The sequence below is a fragment of the Streptomyces sp. YIM 121038 genome (genome assembly GCF_006088715.1).
Lineage (GTDB): Bacteria > Actinomycetota > Actinomycetes > Streptomycetales > Streptomycetaceae > Streptomyces.
On the sequence record NZ_CP030772.1, the window covers coordinates 768,224 to 782,947 of the forward strand.

The window sequence follows — 14,724 nt, forward strand, 5'->3', positions numbered from 1 at the left end:
CTACGGCCTGCCCTGGACAGCGAAACCGTCCTGAGCACCCGCAAGTTGACCATCAACACGGCTGTCCCGCTCGAAGCGAAACAGCGAGGCTAAACTTCCTCCACGGCCTCAGCCGACACCGTCACGTCTGTCATCAGATGTCACTCCACTTTCAAGATCCACCGTACAGACCCTCGAACTTGCGTGTGGGTGCAAATGGTCGCGCACCGCCCGGGATTGCGGGCTTCGGGCGCTCGGTAGATGCGCTGAATGCGCCCTGCGTGTGGAAGTCGTGCGTGCACTACCCTCGCATCGCGGACGTGAACACGTCAGGGTAGCTCTGCTATCGAGGGGTGAAACAGTCCTGCATTGCCACTCGCATCCATCTGAGAATGTCGATTCATCGCGATGGGGGTCTTATGGACATGCGTTATGAGGCATTCTCGTATGTCGATCCGGTGTTTTACGACTCGCCTGTGCGGTGGGCCACGGTGGAGGAGTTCGACGCCGTCGGTGCTCCCATACCCGTCGGCTGGGTAGGCAACGCGAGAGACGTGTGGGTGGGACGGCAGCTTGCGGGTGTGGTGCTGCCCGACCAGGGTTGGAAGATCCATGTGTCTGCGTGCATGGACAACGCGGAGCACGTCCTGACCGTGGTCGCCGCCTACTGCTACGAGAACCGGGTGGCGTTCAAGTTCCTGCGCAGCCCGGTGCTGGTGCAGACTCAAAATGCTAAGTACGCCTCGCGGGGTTCAAGCGGAAAGTTCATGACGCTGTACCCGGCTGACGAGCCGACGTTGGAGCGATGTCTCCAGGAACTCGGCACGGCGCTCGCGGGGCAGCGTGGGCCTTATATCTTGAGTGATCTGCGCTGGCGCGAGGGGCCACTGTTCCTGCGCTACGGAGGGTTCACCGAGCAGTTCTGTCGGTCGGAGACCGGCGAGCTCGTTCTGGCTCTACGGGAACCGTCGGGTCGGCTGCGGCCGGATGTGCGGCGGGCGGTGTTCGAGGTGCCCGACTGGGCTCCCGTTCCAGGAGTGTTGGCCCAGGCGCTGGCCGACCGGGCGAGACTCGGTACGTCCGAGCTCCGCTACTCCGTGGAACGGGCCCTGCATTTCTCCAACGGAGGCGGCATTTATGTCGCCCGGCCCGCCAGCGGTGGCGAGGAGGTGGTCCTCAAGGAAGCCCGCCCGCATGCCGGGCTGGACCAGCGCGGGGACGACGCGGTCCTGCGGCTCGGTATGGAACGCGACATCTTATGTCGGCTGGACGGGGTGTCCGCCGTACCCGCCGTGCTTGACTACTTCACGGCCTGGGAACACCACTTCCTGGTCCAAGAATACATAGAGGGCGAGCCGCTCAACCGGTGGTTCGGACGACGCTACCCGCTGGTCCATCCCGATCCGAACCAACAGGACATCGACCGCTACAGGACGGAGGCGCTGGAGGTCCTGGAGAGCATTGAGGAAGGCCTTCGCTCCGTCCACGACCGCGGGGTGGTCTTCGGAGACCTGCATCCGCGCAATCTGATCGTCCGGCCGGACGGGCGGGTGTGCTTCATCGATTTCGAACTCTCCTCTCCTGTAGATGCGTTCGTCAGGCCTGGCCTTGGCGCCGCCGGTTTCGCGGCCCCACCCGATCTGCAGGGGTTCGCGATCGACCGGTACGCTCTTGACGCACTGCGCCTGTGGATCTTCATGCCGCTGGTGCAGCTGACGTCACTGGATCCGGGCAAACGGCGGCAGCTGGCCGACGCGGCGGCGGCCCGTTTCGGGCTGCCGAGACCGCTACCCACGGATCCGCCCCACGGACACGACACATTGAGCGCTCTGTTCAGTGGGGAGCGCACGGACTGGCCTGCATTGCAGGCTTCGATGGCGGCGGCGATCACGGCGAGCGCCACCCCGGAGCGCACCGATCGGCTCTTCCCGGGCGACCCCAACCAGTTCACCCACGACGGACTCGGGCTCGCCTACGGTGCTGCGGGAGTCCTGTGGGCCCTGCACTGCACTGGTGCCCCCGTCGATACCGACCACGTTCAGTGGCTGCTGGGCGCCGTCGCCCGCGAGCCCTGCCGCCCCGGTCTCTACACCGGCTCGCATGGAGTCGCTCTGACCCTGGATCGCCTCGGCTACACGCGGCAGGCGCATAACCTCCTGGACCATCTCCTCAAGGACCCGCCGGACGCCCAGGGCAACGATCTCGCTGGGGGACTGCCCGGCATCGGACTGACCTTGCTGCACTTCGCCGCCTCCACGGGCGACTCCACTCTGTACACCGCTGCCGCGGAGACCGCCGACCGGCTCGCCGAGCGGTTGCAGACAGCCGCTGACGCGGGCGGCCCGTCGGCTAGCACACGCAGCGGACTGATGCACGGCAGCACCGGAGCCGCTCTGCTCTTTTTACGCCTGTACGACAGCACCGGCGACCGCGATCTGCTTGACCTGGCGGAACTGGCACTCGGCCGGGACCTGGACCGCTGTGTCCTGGCCGACGACGGCACTCTCCAGGTCGACGAGGGCAACAGGGTACTGCCCTACCTAGAGTCAGGCAGCGCAGGCATCGCTGCCGTCCTCCACACCTACCTGGGCCATCGACCTGATCCGGACCTGCAGCAGAGGCTGGACCTCATCCGCGCCGCCGCCGAGCCCGAGTTTATCGTCCAGCCCGGTCTGTTCAACGGGCGGGCGGGCCTGGTCTGGCTGCTGCACCTGCTCCAAGAGGACACCGGGGTTCACGACCGGGTTATTCGGCGTCATATCCGACGGCTTGTGTGGCATCTCGTTCCTCATCAAGGACACGTGGCCTTCCCCGGCGAGCAGCTTCTGAGGCTCTCCATGGATCTGGCAACCGGTTCCGCTGGCATCCTGCTTGCCCTGGGCTCGATCTTCGACAACACCCCAGCCCTCCCCTTCTGGCCCGATGCTCGGGCCGCCGCACCCGCGCCCCTACCTCGCCCACGGGCGTCCTGAACAACCGCAGCAAGCTACCTCTTGCGAAACACCGTTCGCAGCCCAGAGTTTCCGGCGTCCGCCGGGAAACAGAAGCGCCAACCGAAGTGACAGGAGTGCACCATGTCGATCCTCAGTCTGCAGGCCATGGAGACCCCGGAGGAGACCACCGAGTACATGTCGGTCCTCAGCTCCCTCTCCGCGGTGAACTGCACCAACAGCACTGTCAGCACCCTGCTGTGCCTCTAGTCGGGCGCCCTCGGGGCGTCAGCGCGCTCCACTCCCGGACGGCAAGGTGACCTGACGCCGGGATGAACAGAGCCGGCCCGGGCTGAGATGGCGTCCCGGGCCGGCGCTCACGTGCCAACCGCTTCGACTGCCCGTACATCTCCCGCAGGAGCCCCGCATGGGACAGGACTACCCAGAACAGCCACTGAGGGGCGGGGGCAACGAACACACCGGTTCTTTCTCCACCGCGCGGGCGACAGGAACGCCCGCGCGGCACGGCTGGATTGCCACCGCAGTCCGACTGTGGTGGCCCACCGCTCTCGCCCTGTCCGTGGCGGCCAGCGCGCTGGCCGCGCTGCTTCTGCCCGCCACCATTGCCCGGGCCGTGGACCGAGCCCTGTCGGGCGGCGGCACTGCGGGGGTCGTTCCCCTCACCGCAGTCGTCGGCCTGCTCACGGCAGCGGAGGCCGCCGCGCAGTACGCGGGACCACGCACCACGGCCGAGACGACGGCCCAGCTGCGCGCCGCCCTGGTGCGGCACACCATGGCCGGAGGTCCCCACCCTGTACGGCGTACGTCGACCGGCGACCTGGTGACCCGGCTCACCGTCGGCGCCGCAGAGGCGGGCCTGGCCAGCCAGGCGATGGTCTACGCGGTCACCCAACTCGTCATGGCGGCCGCAGCCGTGGTGGCCCTCGGGCTGCTCGCCCCCGAACTGGCCGTGGCCTTCCTGGTCACTACACCAGTTGGCTGGCTCCTGCTGCGCAGGCATCTGCAGTGCACGGTACGGCGCGGCAAGGGCTACCAGAGCGTGCAGGCCGACGTGACCGCCCGGCTGCTCGACGCCCTGGCGGGCAGCCGCACCATCGCAGCCGCTGGAACCGTCGAGCAGGAGATCGAACGCGTACTGCGGCCGGTTCCCGAACTCTCCCGGCACGGACGCGCGTTGTGGGACTGCCAGCGCCGCGTCGCCTGGTCCACCGGCCTGCTCGCCCCCGCCATCCAGATCACCGTGCTCACCGTCGCCGGACACCAATTGTCCACTGGAACGCTCAGCACGGGCGAGGTAATTGCCGCGCTTGGCTACACGGTGCTCGGGCTCGGCGGTTTCGGCGCGGCGCAGAGTCTCCTGGACCTCGCCCGCGCACGGGCGGGGCAGGCCCGGGTGTCGGAGGTCCTTGGCTCTCCCCTGGCGCCCGCGGGGCTGTGCGGCCTGCAGCCGGGGCTCGGACGCGTGGAGATACGCGGGGTCACCGTACGGCGGTCCGGACGGGCCGTCCTCGACGGGCTGGACCTCATCCTCCCTGCCGGGACCTGCACCGCGTTGGTGGGGAGTTCCGGGTCGGGCAGATCTCTATTTGCCGCGGTCGCCAGCGGACTGCTGGTCCCGGAACAGGGCCTTGTCCTGCTGGACGGAGTGCCGGTGAACGAGATCCGTCCCTCCGAACTACGGACCGCAGTCTCCTGCGCATTCGCGGATCCCGAGCTGACCGGGGCCACCGTCCTCGACGCCATCACGGCCGCCGCGCAGCCGGTCTCCGCGGCCGAAGCCCGCCGCGCCGCGCGCACAGCACAGGCAGACCTATTCATCCGACGGCTGCCCGCCGGTTACGAGACCCCCCTGACCGACGTACCTCTGTCTGGGGGGCAATGGCAACGGCTAGGACTCGCACGGGCCTTGGCCCGCGACTGTCGGCTGCTCGTCCTCGACGATGCCATGTCCAGTCTCGACACCGCCACCGAGGCCTCTGTCCTGAACGCGATGGGCCTCTCCCACGGAGACCGCACGCGGCTGGTCGTGACCCAGCGGACGTACACGGCGGCTCGCGCGGACACGGTCGCATGGCTGGACGAGGGGCGCATCCGGGCCCTGGCCCCCCACCGGGAGCTATGGCGCATACCAGCTTACCGCCTCATCTTCACGGGCATGGGGGATCCCGCAGAGCCAGGGGGCACCGAGGGCTGAGTTTGTACGACCGGATACGGAACACGGACGAAAGGACAGCCACGCATGGCCCAGCGCACTGCCGACGCCTCCCGCCCGTACCCGGTAGGTGGCTCTGGTCCAGACACACGCCCGGAGCCGGACCCGAACTCGGCGGCCTCGCCCCCGCGCGTGACTGGCGCCGCAGCACTGCACCTGGTGGGCAGCAGTCTCTCCCACAGCCGTAGCGCAGCGTTTCGGCTGGCCTGGTGGACGCTGGTGTCGGCTGCCCCCGCCCTCGTCTCCGGAAAGGCCCTCGCCCTCGCCGTCGACGATGGCTTCCTGCCCCACCGCCCCCGAACAGCAGCGCTGTACCTGGTTCTCTTCGCCCTGTGCGCCCTGGCCGGATCCTGGGCAAGCCGACAGACCTACCCCTCACTCGCCGAGATCGTGGAGCCACTGCGGGACAGGCTCCTCGGCGACGTCGTCCGCGGCACGCTGCGCCGGGCAGAGGCGGGGGGCGTGCGGCGCAACGATATCAACGCCGTCGTCGTCGCCCAGCTCACCCGACAGGTAGAGGTGGTACGGGATACTCTTGCCGGACAGCTCATGCTGGTCTGGCAGTTCGTGCTGACGGCGGCGGCCGTCGTCGTGGGCACCGCCGTCATCGCCCCAGCCGCCATGCCCCTCGTCGCGGTGCCGCTGCTGATCGCGCTCGGCGCGTTCGCCGTGCTGGCACCGGTGACAGTCCGTTGGCAGCACAGGGCGTTCCAGGCAGAGGAGACACTGGCACAGCAGGCCGTGGAGACCGTCAGAGCGCTGCGCGACATCGTAGCCACCGGCACCCACGACCGGGCAGAACTCAAAATGCTCCAGGCCGTACGGGAACACCTGCTGGTCTCCCGGAAGCTGGCCGCCGTCGCGGCAGTGCGCCGGCTAATCGTGGGGCTCGGAGCGCACAGCCCACTGCTGTTGGTCGTACTCGCCGCGCCGAGGCTCCTGGACCGCGGCATGACCCCGGGAGACGTGGTCGGCGTACTCAGCTATGTGCTGACCACCCTCGAACCCGCCGTCCGGCTGCTGATCCAAGGGGTTGGCGCCTCCTGGCTCCGGCTGTCCGTGGCGGCCCAACGGCTCGCCGGAGCAGCCCGCACTCCTGAGATCCCCAAAGCTCCATCTCTCCCGCTCAAGCCGGCCGACGGATCGGTCCTCATGTCGGGCGTCACCTTCGCCTACGGCCCGGACGCCGCACCAATCCTCGATGGACTCGAACTCGAACTCGCCCACGGGGAGCAGTTGGCCGTGGTCGGCCCATCCGGTGTGGGGAAGTCCACGACGGCCGACATCCTGGCCGGAGTTCTCGTGCCCGACAAAGGGCGGATCACCCTCGGAGGCGTGCCTTTGGGCCGCATTGCGCGGGACGACCTGTGCCGGGCGCGGGCGCTGCTCCCGCAGAACCCGTACGTTTTCGCCGGGACATTGCGGGAAAACCTCTGCCAGCTCGCTCCCGGCACCCGGGACGACGCCGTCGACTTCACTGTCGCGGAATTGGGCATGGGCCCGGTCGCACAACGGCTGGGCGGACTCGACGGCCGGGTGGACCCTTCCGCACTGTCCTCGGGCGAGCGACAGCTCATCGCGCTGGCGCGGGTCCACCTCTCCTTCGCCGCCCTTGTCATCCTGGATGAGGCGACGCGGCACCTCGACGCCGAGGCTGAACAGCGGGTCGAGGAGGCGTTCCGACGGCGGCCCGGCACCGTCGTCGCCATCACTCACCGGATCTCGCTGGCCCGCCGCGCGGACAAGGTGCTCCTCCTGGACGGACAACGGGCATGGATTGGCACGCATGACACCCTCCTGGTGGACGTCCCCCTCTACGCAGACCTGGTGGGTATCTGGAACACCGGTGCCGTCGGAACCGGCAAGGACGGAACCGGCGACATCGGAGACAGTGCAGATGAACGCTACGCCAGCGCGGACCGGGTCAGTACCCCGGACGCAACATCAGATCGCTCACCGTCGCGTCCCTCGGCAGACTGAGTGCCATGCCGACGGCGGCAGCCACGGAGGCTGGGCTCATATGTGTCTCTGACTCGTACGGCAGCCCGAACTGTTCGTGCAATCGGACTTGCATCGGCGTGTCGGTCTCGCCCGGATAGACGGTTGTGACCCTGACTCCGTACTCGTGTTCCTCCGCTCGCAAGGTCTCGGCCAGCGCCTTCAGACCAAACTTGGACGCCGCGTAGGCACCCAGACGTGGCGGCGCATTCACGCCCGCGCCCGAGTTCATAAAGACGACCTGCCCGCGGGCCGCCCGGAGCGCGGGCAGCAGGAGCCGGGTGAGCTCCGCCGGAGCGATCAGGTTGACCGCAAGCGTGTGCTCCCAGACCTCCGCACCTACGTCAACGATCCGCCCCGACTCGGCCACACCGGCCGCATGCAGAAGTAAGTCCAGCCGCTGGGGCAGTACCTCCGCCGTCAGCGAGCCGCGCAACGCACCAGGAACGGCCAGGTCCGCTACCAGGATCCGGCTCTGCGGGAACTGCGCCCATAGCGTCTTGGCTCGGGACTCGTTCCGAGCCAAGAGCCACAACTCGTGCCCCCGCGCTGCGAAATGATTCGCCAGAGCTGCTCCGATACCAGAACCACTACCTGTGATCATAAAGACTCCCATAGCATGGTACTTACCCAATATTCTTTTTCTTCCTCCTGCCTGGAAGACAAGTTCGGCACCGGAATGAGCCACTACTGGTTTCGGGGCTAACCCGAAGAAGAAGGATGGCCCCAGGGCAGTGGGGTGATCGGTGGAGTGCGGTCACGGTGATGCGGTCTCGATGGGGTCAAGCGGACGGCGAAGCCGAGGTGGTTGGCCTGGCGGGCGATGCGGCGCATGGCGTTCGGGGCCGTACTTCGCGTAGTAGTCCCCGCCGAGATCTTGGTAAGCGGCGTCGTGGGTGAGCATGTGCCAGATCGCGGTCAGGAGAGAGTGTCCCAGGGTGACGAGGGCCTTCTTCTTGCCGGGTCGGGGCATGAGCCGGTGGTAGCGGGCGCCGAGGTAGGTGGTCTCCCGGGTACGGGAAGCTGCGATGGCTGGCAATCCCCTGGGATCGTGGAGTCTTCGTCTATGCGGTTTGAGTCCGTGAACGGGCCTCAGCACGCTGTTGGTTGATGGTGTGTTCGAACTCGATCGGCGGCAGTCCGTCGGCCGCGCTGTGCCTGCGGCGCGGTTGAAGAAGTCTGCGATCCACGTGGCGATCTTCAGCCGGGCCTCGGCGCGGGTGGCGAAGCGGTGCCGGTGGATGTACTCGGCCTTGATCGACGAGTGGAACGATTCCGCGGCCGCGTTGTCCAGGGCCGACCCCACCCGCCCCATGGACTGCACCACGCCCAGCCGGTCGCAGAGGCTGTTGTGTACGCCTCACTCGTATATTCCGGGCCCCTGTCGCTGTGGAAGATCACGCCGTCCACGGCGCCGCCGCGGGTCGCGGCGGCCATCTGCAGTGACGCGCCGACCAGGGACGCATCATGCCTGGGGCCCATCGCGTAGCCCAGGACCCGGCGTGAGAACGCATCGTGCACGGACGCGAGGTAGAGCTTGCCCTCACCGGTTTCGGCCTCGGTCATATCGCCCCACCACAACACGTCCGGCGCGATCGCGTCGAAGCGTCGAAGTACCAGGTCACGGGCGGCTTTCCGCTTGCCCTGACGGGTCAGGTTCCGGCGCCGGCGCGGGGGCTTGCGGCCCTGGAGCCCGAGCCCGGCCATGATCTGGGCGACGGTGTTGGGCGAGACCTGCCAGCCCTCGGCCCACAGGTCCAGCGTGATCCTCGGCGACCCGTACGTCCGCCCCGACGCGTTGAAGAAGTGGATGATCCGCTCTGCCAGAGCGGCCCGTCTGACCTCGCGTTTCGTCGGCTGTTCGGGGCGGCGGCGCCACTTGTAGAACCAGGACTCGGACACTTCCAGCGCCCGGCAGGACACGGTGTGCGGGACATGGTGCTCGGCCCGCTGGCCGGCGATGAAGCCCGCAACCGTCACTTCATCGCCTCCTTCACTCAGAGGACCACGGAGCGCTTGAGGACATCGCGCTCCATCCCGATCTCGGTGTTCTCCCTGCGCAGCTGCTTGTTCTCCTCGCGCAGCCGACGCAGTTCCTCGCGTTCGGACTCGTTCAGTCCGCCCACGGCCTCCGCGTCCGCACGGGTCTTCGCACGGTGGACCCAGGTCTGGAGCGTGCCCTCGTGCACCCCCAGGTCCCACGCGACCTGCGCAGACGATTTCCCGGTCTCCAGCACGATGCGGACCGCACCCTCACGAAACTCGGCATCGTACTTCCGTCGCTTCTCCGCCATGACCCTCAACTACCCCTATGGTCACGACTCCACAGTACGAGGGGAGACCCAGGATGCCTCGGACGAGCGGTTCGAGTGCCTGGCTGTCATGGAGGTTCGCGCCCGAGATACCGGCCGGAAGGGGCAGGCCGGTCCGCTCGGTGATCAAGTGGATCTTCGAGCCGTACTTGCCCCGGTCCAACGGATTCGGACCCCTCAGGTCCCCTTTTCCAGGGCGCGCATGTTCACCGAGTCGATCGCGCACCGCGACCAGTCCAGCTCGCCACGGGCGCCGAGGCCATCCAGCACCAGCCGGTGCAGCTTCGCCCACACCCGCAGCCGGCCCCGCTCCATGAACCGGCGGTGCGCCGTTGCCCCGGACGGCCCGAACACCGCCGGGACCTGCGACCACGCGCATCCCGCCGTCGCCACGAAGAGGATCGCCGCCAGCACCTCACGGCCCCCGTACCGACGCCGCCCACCGCCCTGCGGACGCGACGGCGCCTCCGGCACCACCCGCTGAAACAACTCCCACAACCCGTCCGGCACCAACCACTCAACCATCAACACCCAGACAGACTACCGGCACCCCAAATGAGATGATCTCTTACGCAAGAATGCGACCTGCCAGCAGGTCGGCGCCGGATTCGGAGTGTCCGAGGCAACCGCCTGGCGCTACGTCGACGAGACTCTCGACGTCCTGGCCGCCTGGCCGCCTGGGCGCCGGGCCTGCACGAGGCCCTGACCGGGCTGGGCGAGGGCGACTTCGTCATCGTTGACGGCACCCTGATCCCCACCGACCGCATCGCCGCGGACAAGCCGTACTACTCGATGAAGCACAAGCAGCACGGCATGAACGTGCAGGTCATCGCCCGCCCGGACGGCACACCCCTGTGGTTCTCCAGGGCCACCCCCGGCCGCACGCATGACCTGACCACGGCCCGCGCCCACAGCATCGTCCAGGCCTGCCTCACCCGGCAGATCCTCATCCTCGCCGACCGCGCCTACCAAGGAGCCGGCGCCACCGTCCGCACCCCCTCCAAGGGAATCCGTGAACAACCCGAGCACTACCAGCAATTCAACCGCGAGCACGCCCGGCTGCGGGCTCCTGGGGAAGGCGCCTTCACCCAGCTGAAGACCTGGCGACTGCTCCGACAGGCCAGATACTCCACCCGCCGCATCAACACCATCGTCCAAGCCGTCCACACACTCCTGACCTGCACGTACCCAGGATCAAAGAGGTTCGCTCAAGAAGCAACGCACCCCGTAGAAAGTGCCCTCCGCCTGGACCGACCGAATCCCTCAGCAAGGTTCATCGCCCCAGGTCAGGAAGGTACTTTCGCGTTTTCGACCCACAGGCAGCCATCCCCAAGCGAGAGCGTGAGGTTAGACATATCCCTCCCCCGGGCGCGGATCAACGGTGCGGGCACCCAGGCGGAGGCTGGGGTAGTACGGGAAGGGACTCCCGTCCGGCGCGGTCGGTGGGGAGAAGTAGCGGGTGGCACGGTAGAGGGCGAGGGTCTCGCCGGCGACATTGTTGCGGGCGGTCTGGACCCACCAGGCCAGGGAGGGTTCAGTGCTGAGCAGGGTCTGTTCGAGGGCGGACCAACGGGCGACGGTGGAGGCGTGGAGGTCGGCGAGGTGGAGGGCAGCTTGAGTCCAGGAGATTTCCTGTTCACGGGCGAGGATGGAGACAGCATTGGGGAAGTTGCTCTTCGCGTCTTTGCCGACGGTGAAGATGTCGTTGTAGAGGGCGGCGAAGTGTTCGGCGAGGTAGTGGAACTCCTCGACTTCGGTGCCGTAGGCGTGTTCGGGGAGTTCGCGGTCGGTGCCGTATTGGGCGAGGTGGAGCCAGATGGTCTGGCCGGTGATTCCGCGCCTGACAGGCAGGTACTCGTCGAGAGTCGGGGGAGGATCGCAGCGACTGGCCAGGGCAGCCTCTCCGTTGGTCCCGCGGTACCAGGCGGTGACGTGTGTGCCGAGGCGCTGGCGCCAGTGCGGGCTCATTGCTGCCGCACGAAACGCTTGGCCGACTTCCCACCATCCGTGCAGGTACCTGTTGTCGAACGAGGGCTCGGGGAGGTCGCCGCTGGCCGCCCGACCTAGAACGTCGGCTTCCCAGTCGCTGATGCCATGTCCTTCAATTTGGTCATCGTGCCTTGTCCACACGGCCAACATCTTGCCGATCACAGTCTGTCGGTCGACGTCAGCGGAGGGATAGCAGTAGAGGGCGAACTTACTCGCCCCCATGATGGCCGAGTAGGTTTCCCGATCGAGGTCCGATGAGACCAATCCGAGGTGGTCCATCCAGGTACCCACTTCACGGTCTACCTCGGGCGACAACTGCCTCTTGTCGAGTGGGTAGTTCCACTCATCTGGGTAGGCCAGGACGATCTCCTGCTTCTGGCTGGTTGCGGGAGTGCTACTCATGACGGCACCGCCTTCTCTGACTGCGGGGTTAAGTTGTTGGTGTGGTAGGTGAGTTGTGGTGTGAGCCGTCAGTGGATCCATGCTGGTTGTGCAGGCGCGCGGGGTCCGGCCAGGTTCCGTAGCAGGGCGAAGCGCTGGTGGTCTTCGGCGGCGGTGACGGTCTCGACGTCGGTGTAGCCGTGCTGGACGAGCTGTTTCAGGACGTGGTTGACGAGGACGTCTGGGACGGAGGTGCCGGAGGTGACGCCGACTGTGGCCATATCTTTGAGCTACACCTCATCGATCTCTCCTACGGATGAATTCGCCGAGCCGACCACGATCATCAGGTCGCATGCGTCGGCCATCTGCTTGACCGCGAGCTGTCGGTTCTGGGTGGCGTGGCAGATGTCGTTGCTGGGCGGGGAGATGAACTGTGGGAGTCTTCCTTTCATGGCGATCCGGGTGCGGACAGCGCCTCCGGGCAGCGGTGTTCGGCAAGGACCATCGGCAGATGCCGGGGCTGCACGACGGCGCGCAGCCGGGTCCGCCGTACGGGGCGGCGGCCCGCCGGGACCAGCACCCACCGCCGGGTGATGGCGCCCAGGATTTCACGCATCGCCAGATAGGCGAAGTGCTCGCCGATGCACCTGCGCGGCCCCACACCGAACGGCAGCAGCATCTGCCGCTCCTCTTTCCCCTTTCCCTCTGCCCACCGGTCCGGGTCGAAGACGTCCGGCCGCTCGAAGATCTCCGGGTCGTGGTGAAAGGCGTTGATGGACATGATGAGCGGGGTCTGGGCGGGGATGTCGAAGCCCTCCAGGCGCATTGGCTCGTCGGAGAACCGGGTGACGAGGGAGGCGGGAGGGTGGAACCGCAGGGCCTCGGTGATCACCTGGCCCAGATAGGTGCCGTCCTCGTTGCGGTGCAGCCGGTCCTGGATGTCGGGGCGCCTGCTGACTTCATGGCAGAACCAGCCCAAGGCGCCGCTGGTGGTGTCGTAGCCCGCGACGATCATCGCGAGATAGTCGTCCCGGATGGCCTCCGCCGCCTTCCTTTCCCCCATAGAGCCGCGCAGGGTGAGCATCGTCTCCATGGTGCTCCCCGGCACCGGGGTCTTGGCCCCGGCCAGGTAGGGGGCAAGGAGCCCCTCCACCATGCGCTGCATCCGGCTCACCGCCCAGCGGCTGCGCGCCCTGATGGGGGTGGGCATCCGGCCCGAGGAGGCAGCCGGCGGCAGCATGGCCTCGCACATCACCATGTGCAGCGCTGTGGAGGTCCAGGAGCGGAAGTCCTGTGCCTGGTGGGGGGAGAAGTCCAGGCGCGCCAGGGCTTTCGTGGTGACGAAGAAGGACAGGCGCGACAGAGAGGGCTGCAGGTCCATCACCCGGCCGGTCGGCCAGGTGCCGAGCTCGTCCCTGACCGAGGTGCGAACGCTCTCCAGGCATCCCTGGCGGATCTGCCGAACGGTGAAATGCCCCTGCATCAGGTGGCGCCGGTCCTGGTGCTCCTCGCCCGTGATCATGGGCAGGCTCACTCCGAGCATGTGACGGGCCGCCGGGTGCAGGGCCGGGCTGTCGAAGAGGGCATAGGACTTCGCCAGCAGATCCTGGGCCAGGGTGCGGCTAGTGACCACATAGGCTAGGACAGTGCCCATCCGGATGGGCACCAGGGGGGCGGTGCTGCCCTGGCACACGGTACGGAAGAATCCCAGGTTGTCGGCTGCCAGGTACGGCAGGTGTCCGACGGCCGGCCAGGGACGGGGAATCGGGTGCGTCGTGGTCACCGGTCCCGCCCCGTTGGACCCGTGAGCGGTTAGCAAGGTCTTCTTCTCATCCATGGCGGGGTGTCTCCTTCGTGCGGTAGGAAGTCCTGGGCGCGGTAGAACCGCACACTGCGCTCGGTCATCCCGGCCAGGGCCGCCTCCGGCCAGCCTGTTTCGGTCACCCGCTGACGCCCCAGCCGCCGGCACTGCGCCAGGTGCTCCTCCACCCGGCGCCACACCGCCGCACGGGCGAAGGAGAGCGCCGCTTCGAGGGGGGCTCCGCATAGGAGGCGGGCCTGCTGGTGACGCAGTACCGGATTGACGGTGCCCTCGCCGAGTTCCCTGCGGCAGCTGCGCAGGTCATTGGCCCGACGCAGGGCCAGGGAGGCGTGCTGCTCGCAGCGCAGAAGATGGGTCAGGTGCTCGGGGGTGCTGTGGTCGGCAAGGGTGACCAGTGCGGTGTGCATGGCCGACGGTCCGCCGAGGGTGTGCCGGGCCGAACACAGGTACCGCTCCAGGCCTGGCAGGCCGCGTGGGCCGCTGCGCCGGTAGGTATCCCGCCAGTGCGCCTCGTCGAGCATCCCGGGCAGGACGGCGGCGATCCCGGCATCCCAGGTTCCCGCTCGCCGGCCAGCTGGCCGGCCTTGGCCCGGCCGTCGGCGTACGCGAGCGCGGTGGAGGCGTGGGAGTTCTCCACCCAGCCGTGCACCGACTCCGCCCGCGACGGATACCCGGACAGGCCACCCGCCTGGCCCAGGGTGGGGAACTCCGTGCCCGGCCGGTGAGCAGCTTGTGCACATACGCCTGGTGACCGGTGTCGAAGACCAGCGCATCGCGCGGGGAGTCGAACACCCGGTGCAACGCACGGGTGATCTCGACCATGCCCAGGTTCGGGCCCAGATGCCCGCTCGTGGAGCACACCGTCTCGATGAGGAACCGGCGGATCCGTCCGACCAGCACCAGCAACGCGTCCCTGGGCACGGCGCGCACCTCGTCCACCCCTGCCGGCAGGACCGGCGCTCGGGCGGGGGGACGGATCGGTCGGCAGTCATCTGTGTGTCTTTCAGTGGGGTCCGGGCTCCTTGGGACACGCACAGCCCCCGGCACCGGGCTTCACACTCCCGGACATCGGGGTATCGA

General features: G+C 67.8%; 11 protein-coding genes and 4 pseudogenes. 5 read left to right on the plus strand and 10 right to left on the minus strand.

Features of this window, described 5'->3' with window-relative positions:
• Positions 1 to 398 precede the first annotated feature (398 nt).
• From lanKC to C9F11_RS46225, 4 genes are all read left to right on the plus strand, one after another.
• Positions 399 to 2,951: a class III lanthionine synthetase LanKC gene (lanKC, locus tag C9F11_RS46210; protein WP_249402379.1), complete on the plus strand. Its 2,553-nt coding sequence runs from the start codon at positions 399 to 401 to the stop codon at positions 2,949 to 2,951.
• 102 nt (positions 2,952 to 3,053) lie between these two features.
• The gene (locus tag C9F11_RS46215; protein WP_138968545.1) at positions 3,054 to 3,179 is read left to right on the plus strand and encodes a SapB/AmfS family lanthipeptide; all 126 of its coding nucleotides are present in this window, start codon (positions 3,054 to 3,056) and stop codon (positions 3,177 to 3,179) included.
• A 157-nt stretch (positions 3,180 to 3,336) separates the two neighbouring features.
• Complete coding sequence (locus C9F11_RS46220; RefSeq protein ID WP_138968547.1) at positions 3,337 to 5,124, plus strand: ABC transporter ATP-binding protein; 1,788 nt, start codon at positions 3,337 to 3,339, stop codon at positions 5,122 to 5,124.
• Positions 5,125 to 5,301: 177 nt separating this feature from the next.
• Positions 5,302 to 7,122 carry an ABC transporter ATP-binding protein gene (locus C9F11_RS46225; RefSeq protein ID WP_249402380.1) on the plus strand — a complete coding sequence of 607 codons (1,821 nt, stop codon included), beginning with the start codon at positions 5,302 to 5,304 and terminating at the stop codon, positions 7,120 to 7,122.
• On the opposite strand, the gene C9F11_RS46230 is transcribed toward C9F11_RS46225, so the two are convergent.
• From C9F11_RS46230 to C9F11_RS46245, 5 genes and pseudogenes are all read right to left on the minus strand, one after another.
• On the minus strand, positions 7,067 to 7,756 hold the full coding sequence (locus C9F11_RS46230; protein WP_138968551.1) for an SDR family oxidoreductase: 690 nt from the start codon (positions 7,754 to 7,756) through the stop codon (positions 7,067 to 7,069). The two genes, C9F11_RS46225 and C9F11_RS46230, sit on opposite strands and share 56 nt — an antisense overlap.
• Before the next feature lie 141 nt (positions 7,757 to 7,897).
• Positions 7,898 to 8,455 carry an integrase core domain-containing protein gene (locus C9F11_RS49510; RefSeq protein ID WP_249402381.1) on the minus strand — a complete coding sequence of 186 codons (558 nt, stop codon included), beginning with the start codon at positions 8,453 to 8,455 and terminating at the stop codon, positions 7,898 to 7,900.
• Positions 8,341 to 9,120: an IS3 family transposase gene (locus C9F11_RS46235; protein ID WP_249402382.1), complete on the minus strand. Its 780-nt coding sequence runs from the start codon at positions 9,118 to 9,120 to the stop codon at positions 8,341 to 8,343. Before C9F11_RS46235 ends, C9F11_RS49510 begins: the two co-directional genes overlap by 115 nt.
• Positions 9,121 to 9,137: 17 nt before the next feature.
• The gene (locus tag C9F11_RS46240; RefSeq protein WP_138968121.1) at positions 9,138 to 9,434 is read right to left on the minus strand and encodes a transposase; all 297 of its coding nucleotides are present in this window, start codon (positions 9,432 to 9,434) and stop codon (positions 9,138 to 9,140) included.
• Positions 9,435 to 9,486: 52 nt separating this feature from the next.
• Positions 9,487 to 9,983: pseudogene (locus C9F11_RS46245) on the minus strand (transposase); the annotation flags it as partial.
• 37 nt (positions 9,984 to 10,020) lie between these two features.
• Between C9F11_RS46245 and C9F11_RS46250 the strand changes: the two are divergent.
• Positions 10,021 to 10,646 (plus strand): annotated as a pseudogene (locus C9F11_RS46250) (transposase family protein); the annotation flags it as partial.
• 153 nt (positions 10,647 to 10,799) lie between these two features.
• Here C9F11_RS46250 and C9F11_RS46255 read toward each other — a convergent pair.
• The 5 genes and pseudogenes from C9F11_RS46255 to C9F11_RS49515 all read right to left on the minus strand — a co-directional run.
• Positions 10,800 to 11,843: a terpene synthase family protein gene (locus C9F11_RS46255; protein ID WP_138968553.1), complete on the minus strand. Its 1,044-nt coding sequence runs from the start codon at positions 11,841 to 11,843 to the stop codon at positions 10,800 to 10,802.
• A 68-nt stretch (positions 11,844 to 11,911) separates the two neighbouring features.
• Positions 11,912 to 12,277 (minus strand): annotated as a pseudogene (locus tag C9F11_RS46260) (hypothetical protein); the annotation flags it as partial.
• Positions 12,271 to 13,659: a cytochrome P450 gene (locus C9F11_RS46265; RefSeq protein WP_171076240.1), complete on the minus strand. Its 1,389-nt coding sequence runs from the start codon at positions 13,657 to 13,659 to the stop codon at positions 12,271 to 12,273. The gene C9F11_RS46265 and the pseudogene C9F11_RS46260, both read right to left, overlap by 7 nt.
• A complete protein-coding gene (locus C9F11_RS47990; protein WP_269078184.1) occupies positions 13,635 to 14,285 on the minus strand; it encodes a terpene synthase family protein in 651 nt (216 codons plus the stop codon). Before C9F11_RS47990 ends, C9F11_RS46265 begins: the two co-directional genes overlap by 25 nt.
• Positions 14,204 to 14,583, minus strand: a pseudogene (locus C9F11_RS49515) (1-deoxy-D-xylulose-5-phosphate synthase N-terminal domain-containing protein); the annotation flags it as partial. The pseudogene C9F11_RS49515 and the gene C9F11_RS47990, both read right to left, overlap by 82 nt.
• Positions 14,584 to 14,724 lie beyond the last annotated feature (141 nt).

What these genes read in the sequence shown, in the direction of transcription:
- lanKC (WP_249402379.1), top strand. Translation starts at nt 399, where the DNA reads ATGGACATGCGTTATGAGGCATTCTCGTATGTCGATCCGGTGTTTTAC.
- C9F11_RS46215 (WP_138968545.1), top strand. Translation starts at nt 3,054, where the DNA reads ATGTCGATCCTCAGTCTGCAGGCCATGGAGACCCCGGAGGAGACCACC.
- C9F11_RS46220 (WP_138968547.1), top strand. Translation starts at nt 3,337, where the DNA reads ATGGGACAGGACTACCCAGAACAGCCACTGAGGGGCGGGGGCAACGAA.
- C9F11_RS46230 (WP_138968551.1), bottom strand. Translation starts at nt 7,756, where the DNA reads ATGGGAGTCTTTATGATCACAGGTAGTGGTTCTGGTATCGGAGCAGCT.
- C9F11_RS49510 (WP_249402381.1), bottom strand. Translation starts at nt 8,455, where the DNA reads ATGGGGCGGGTGGGGTCGGCCCTGGACAACGCGGCCGCGGAATCGTTC.
- C9F11_RS46240 (WP_138968121.1), bottom strand. Translation starts at nt 9,434, where the DNA reads ATGGCGGAGAAGCGACGGAAGTACGATGCCGAGTTTCGTGAGGGTGCG.
- C9F11_RS46255 (WP_138968553.1), bottom strand. Translation starts at nt 11,843, where the DNA reads ATGAGTAGCACTCCCGCAACCAGCCAGAAGCAGGAGATCGTCCTGGCC.
- C9F11_RS46265 (WP_171076240.1), bottom strand. Translation starts at nt 13,659, where the DNA reads ATGGATGAGAAGAAGACCTTGCTAACCGCTCACGGGTCCAACGGGGCG.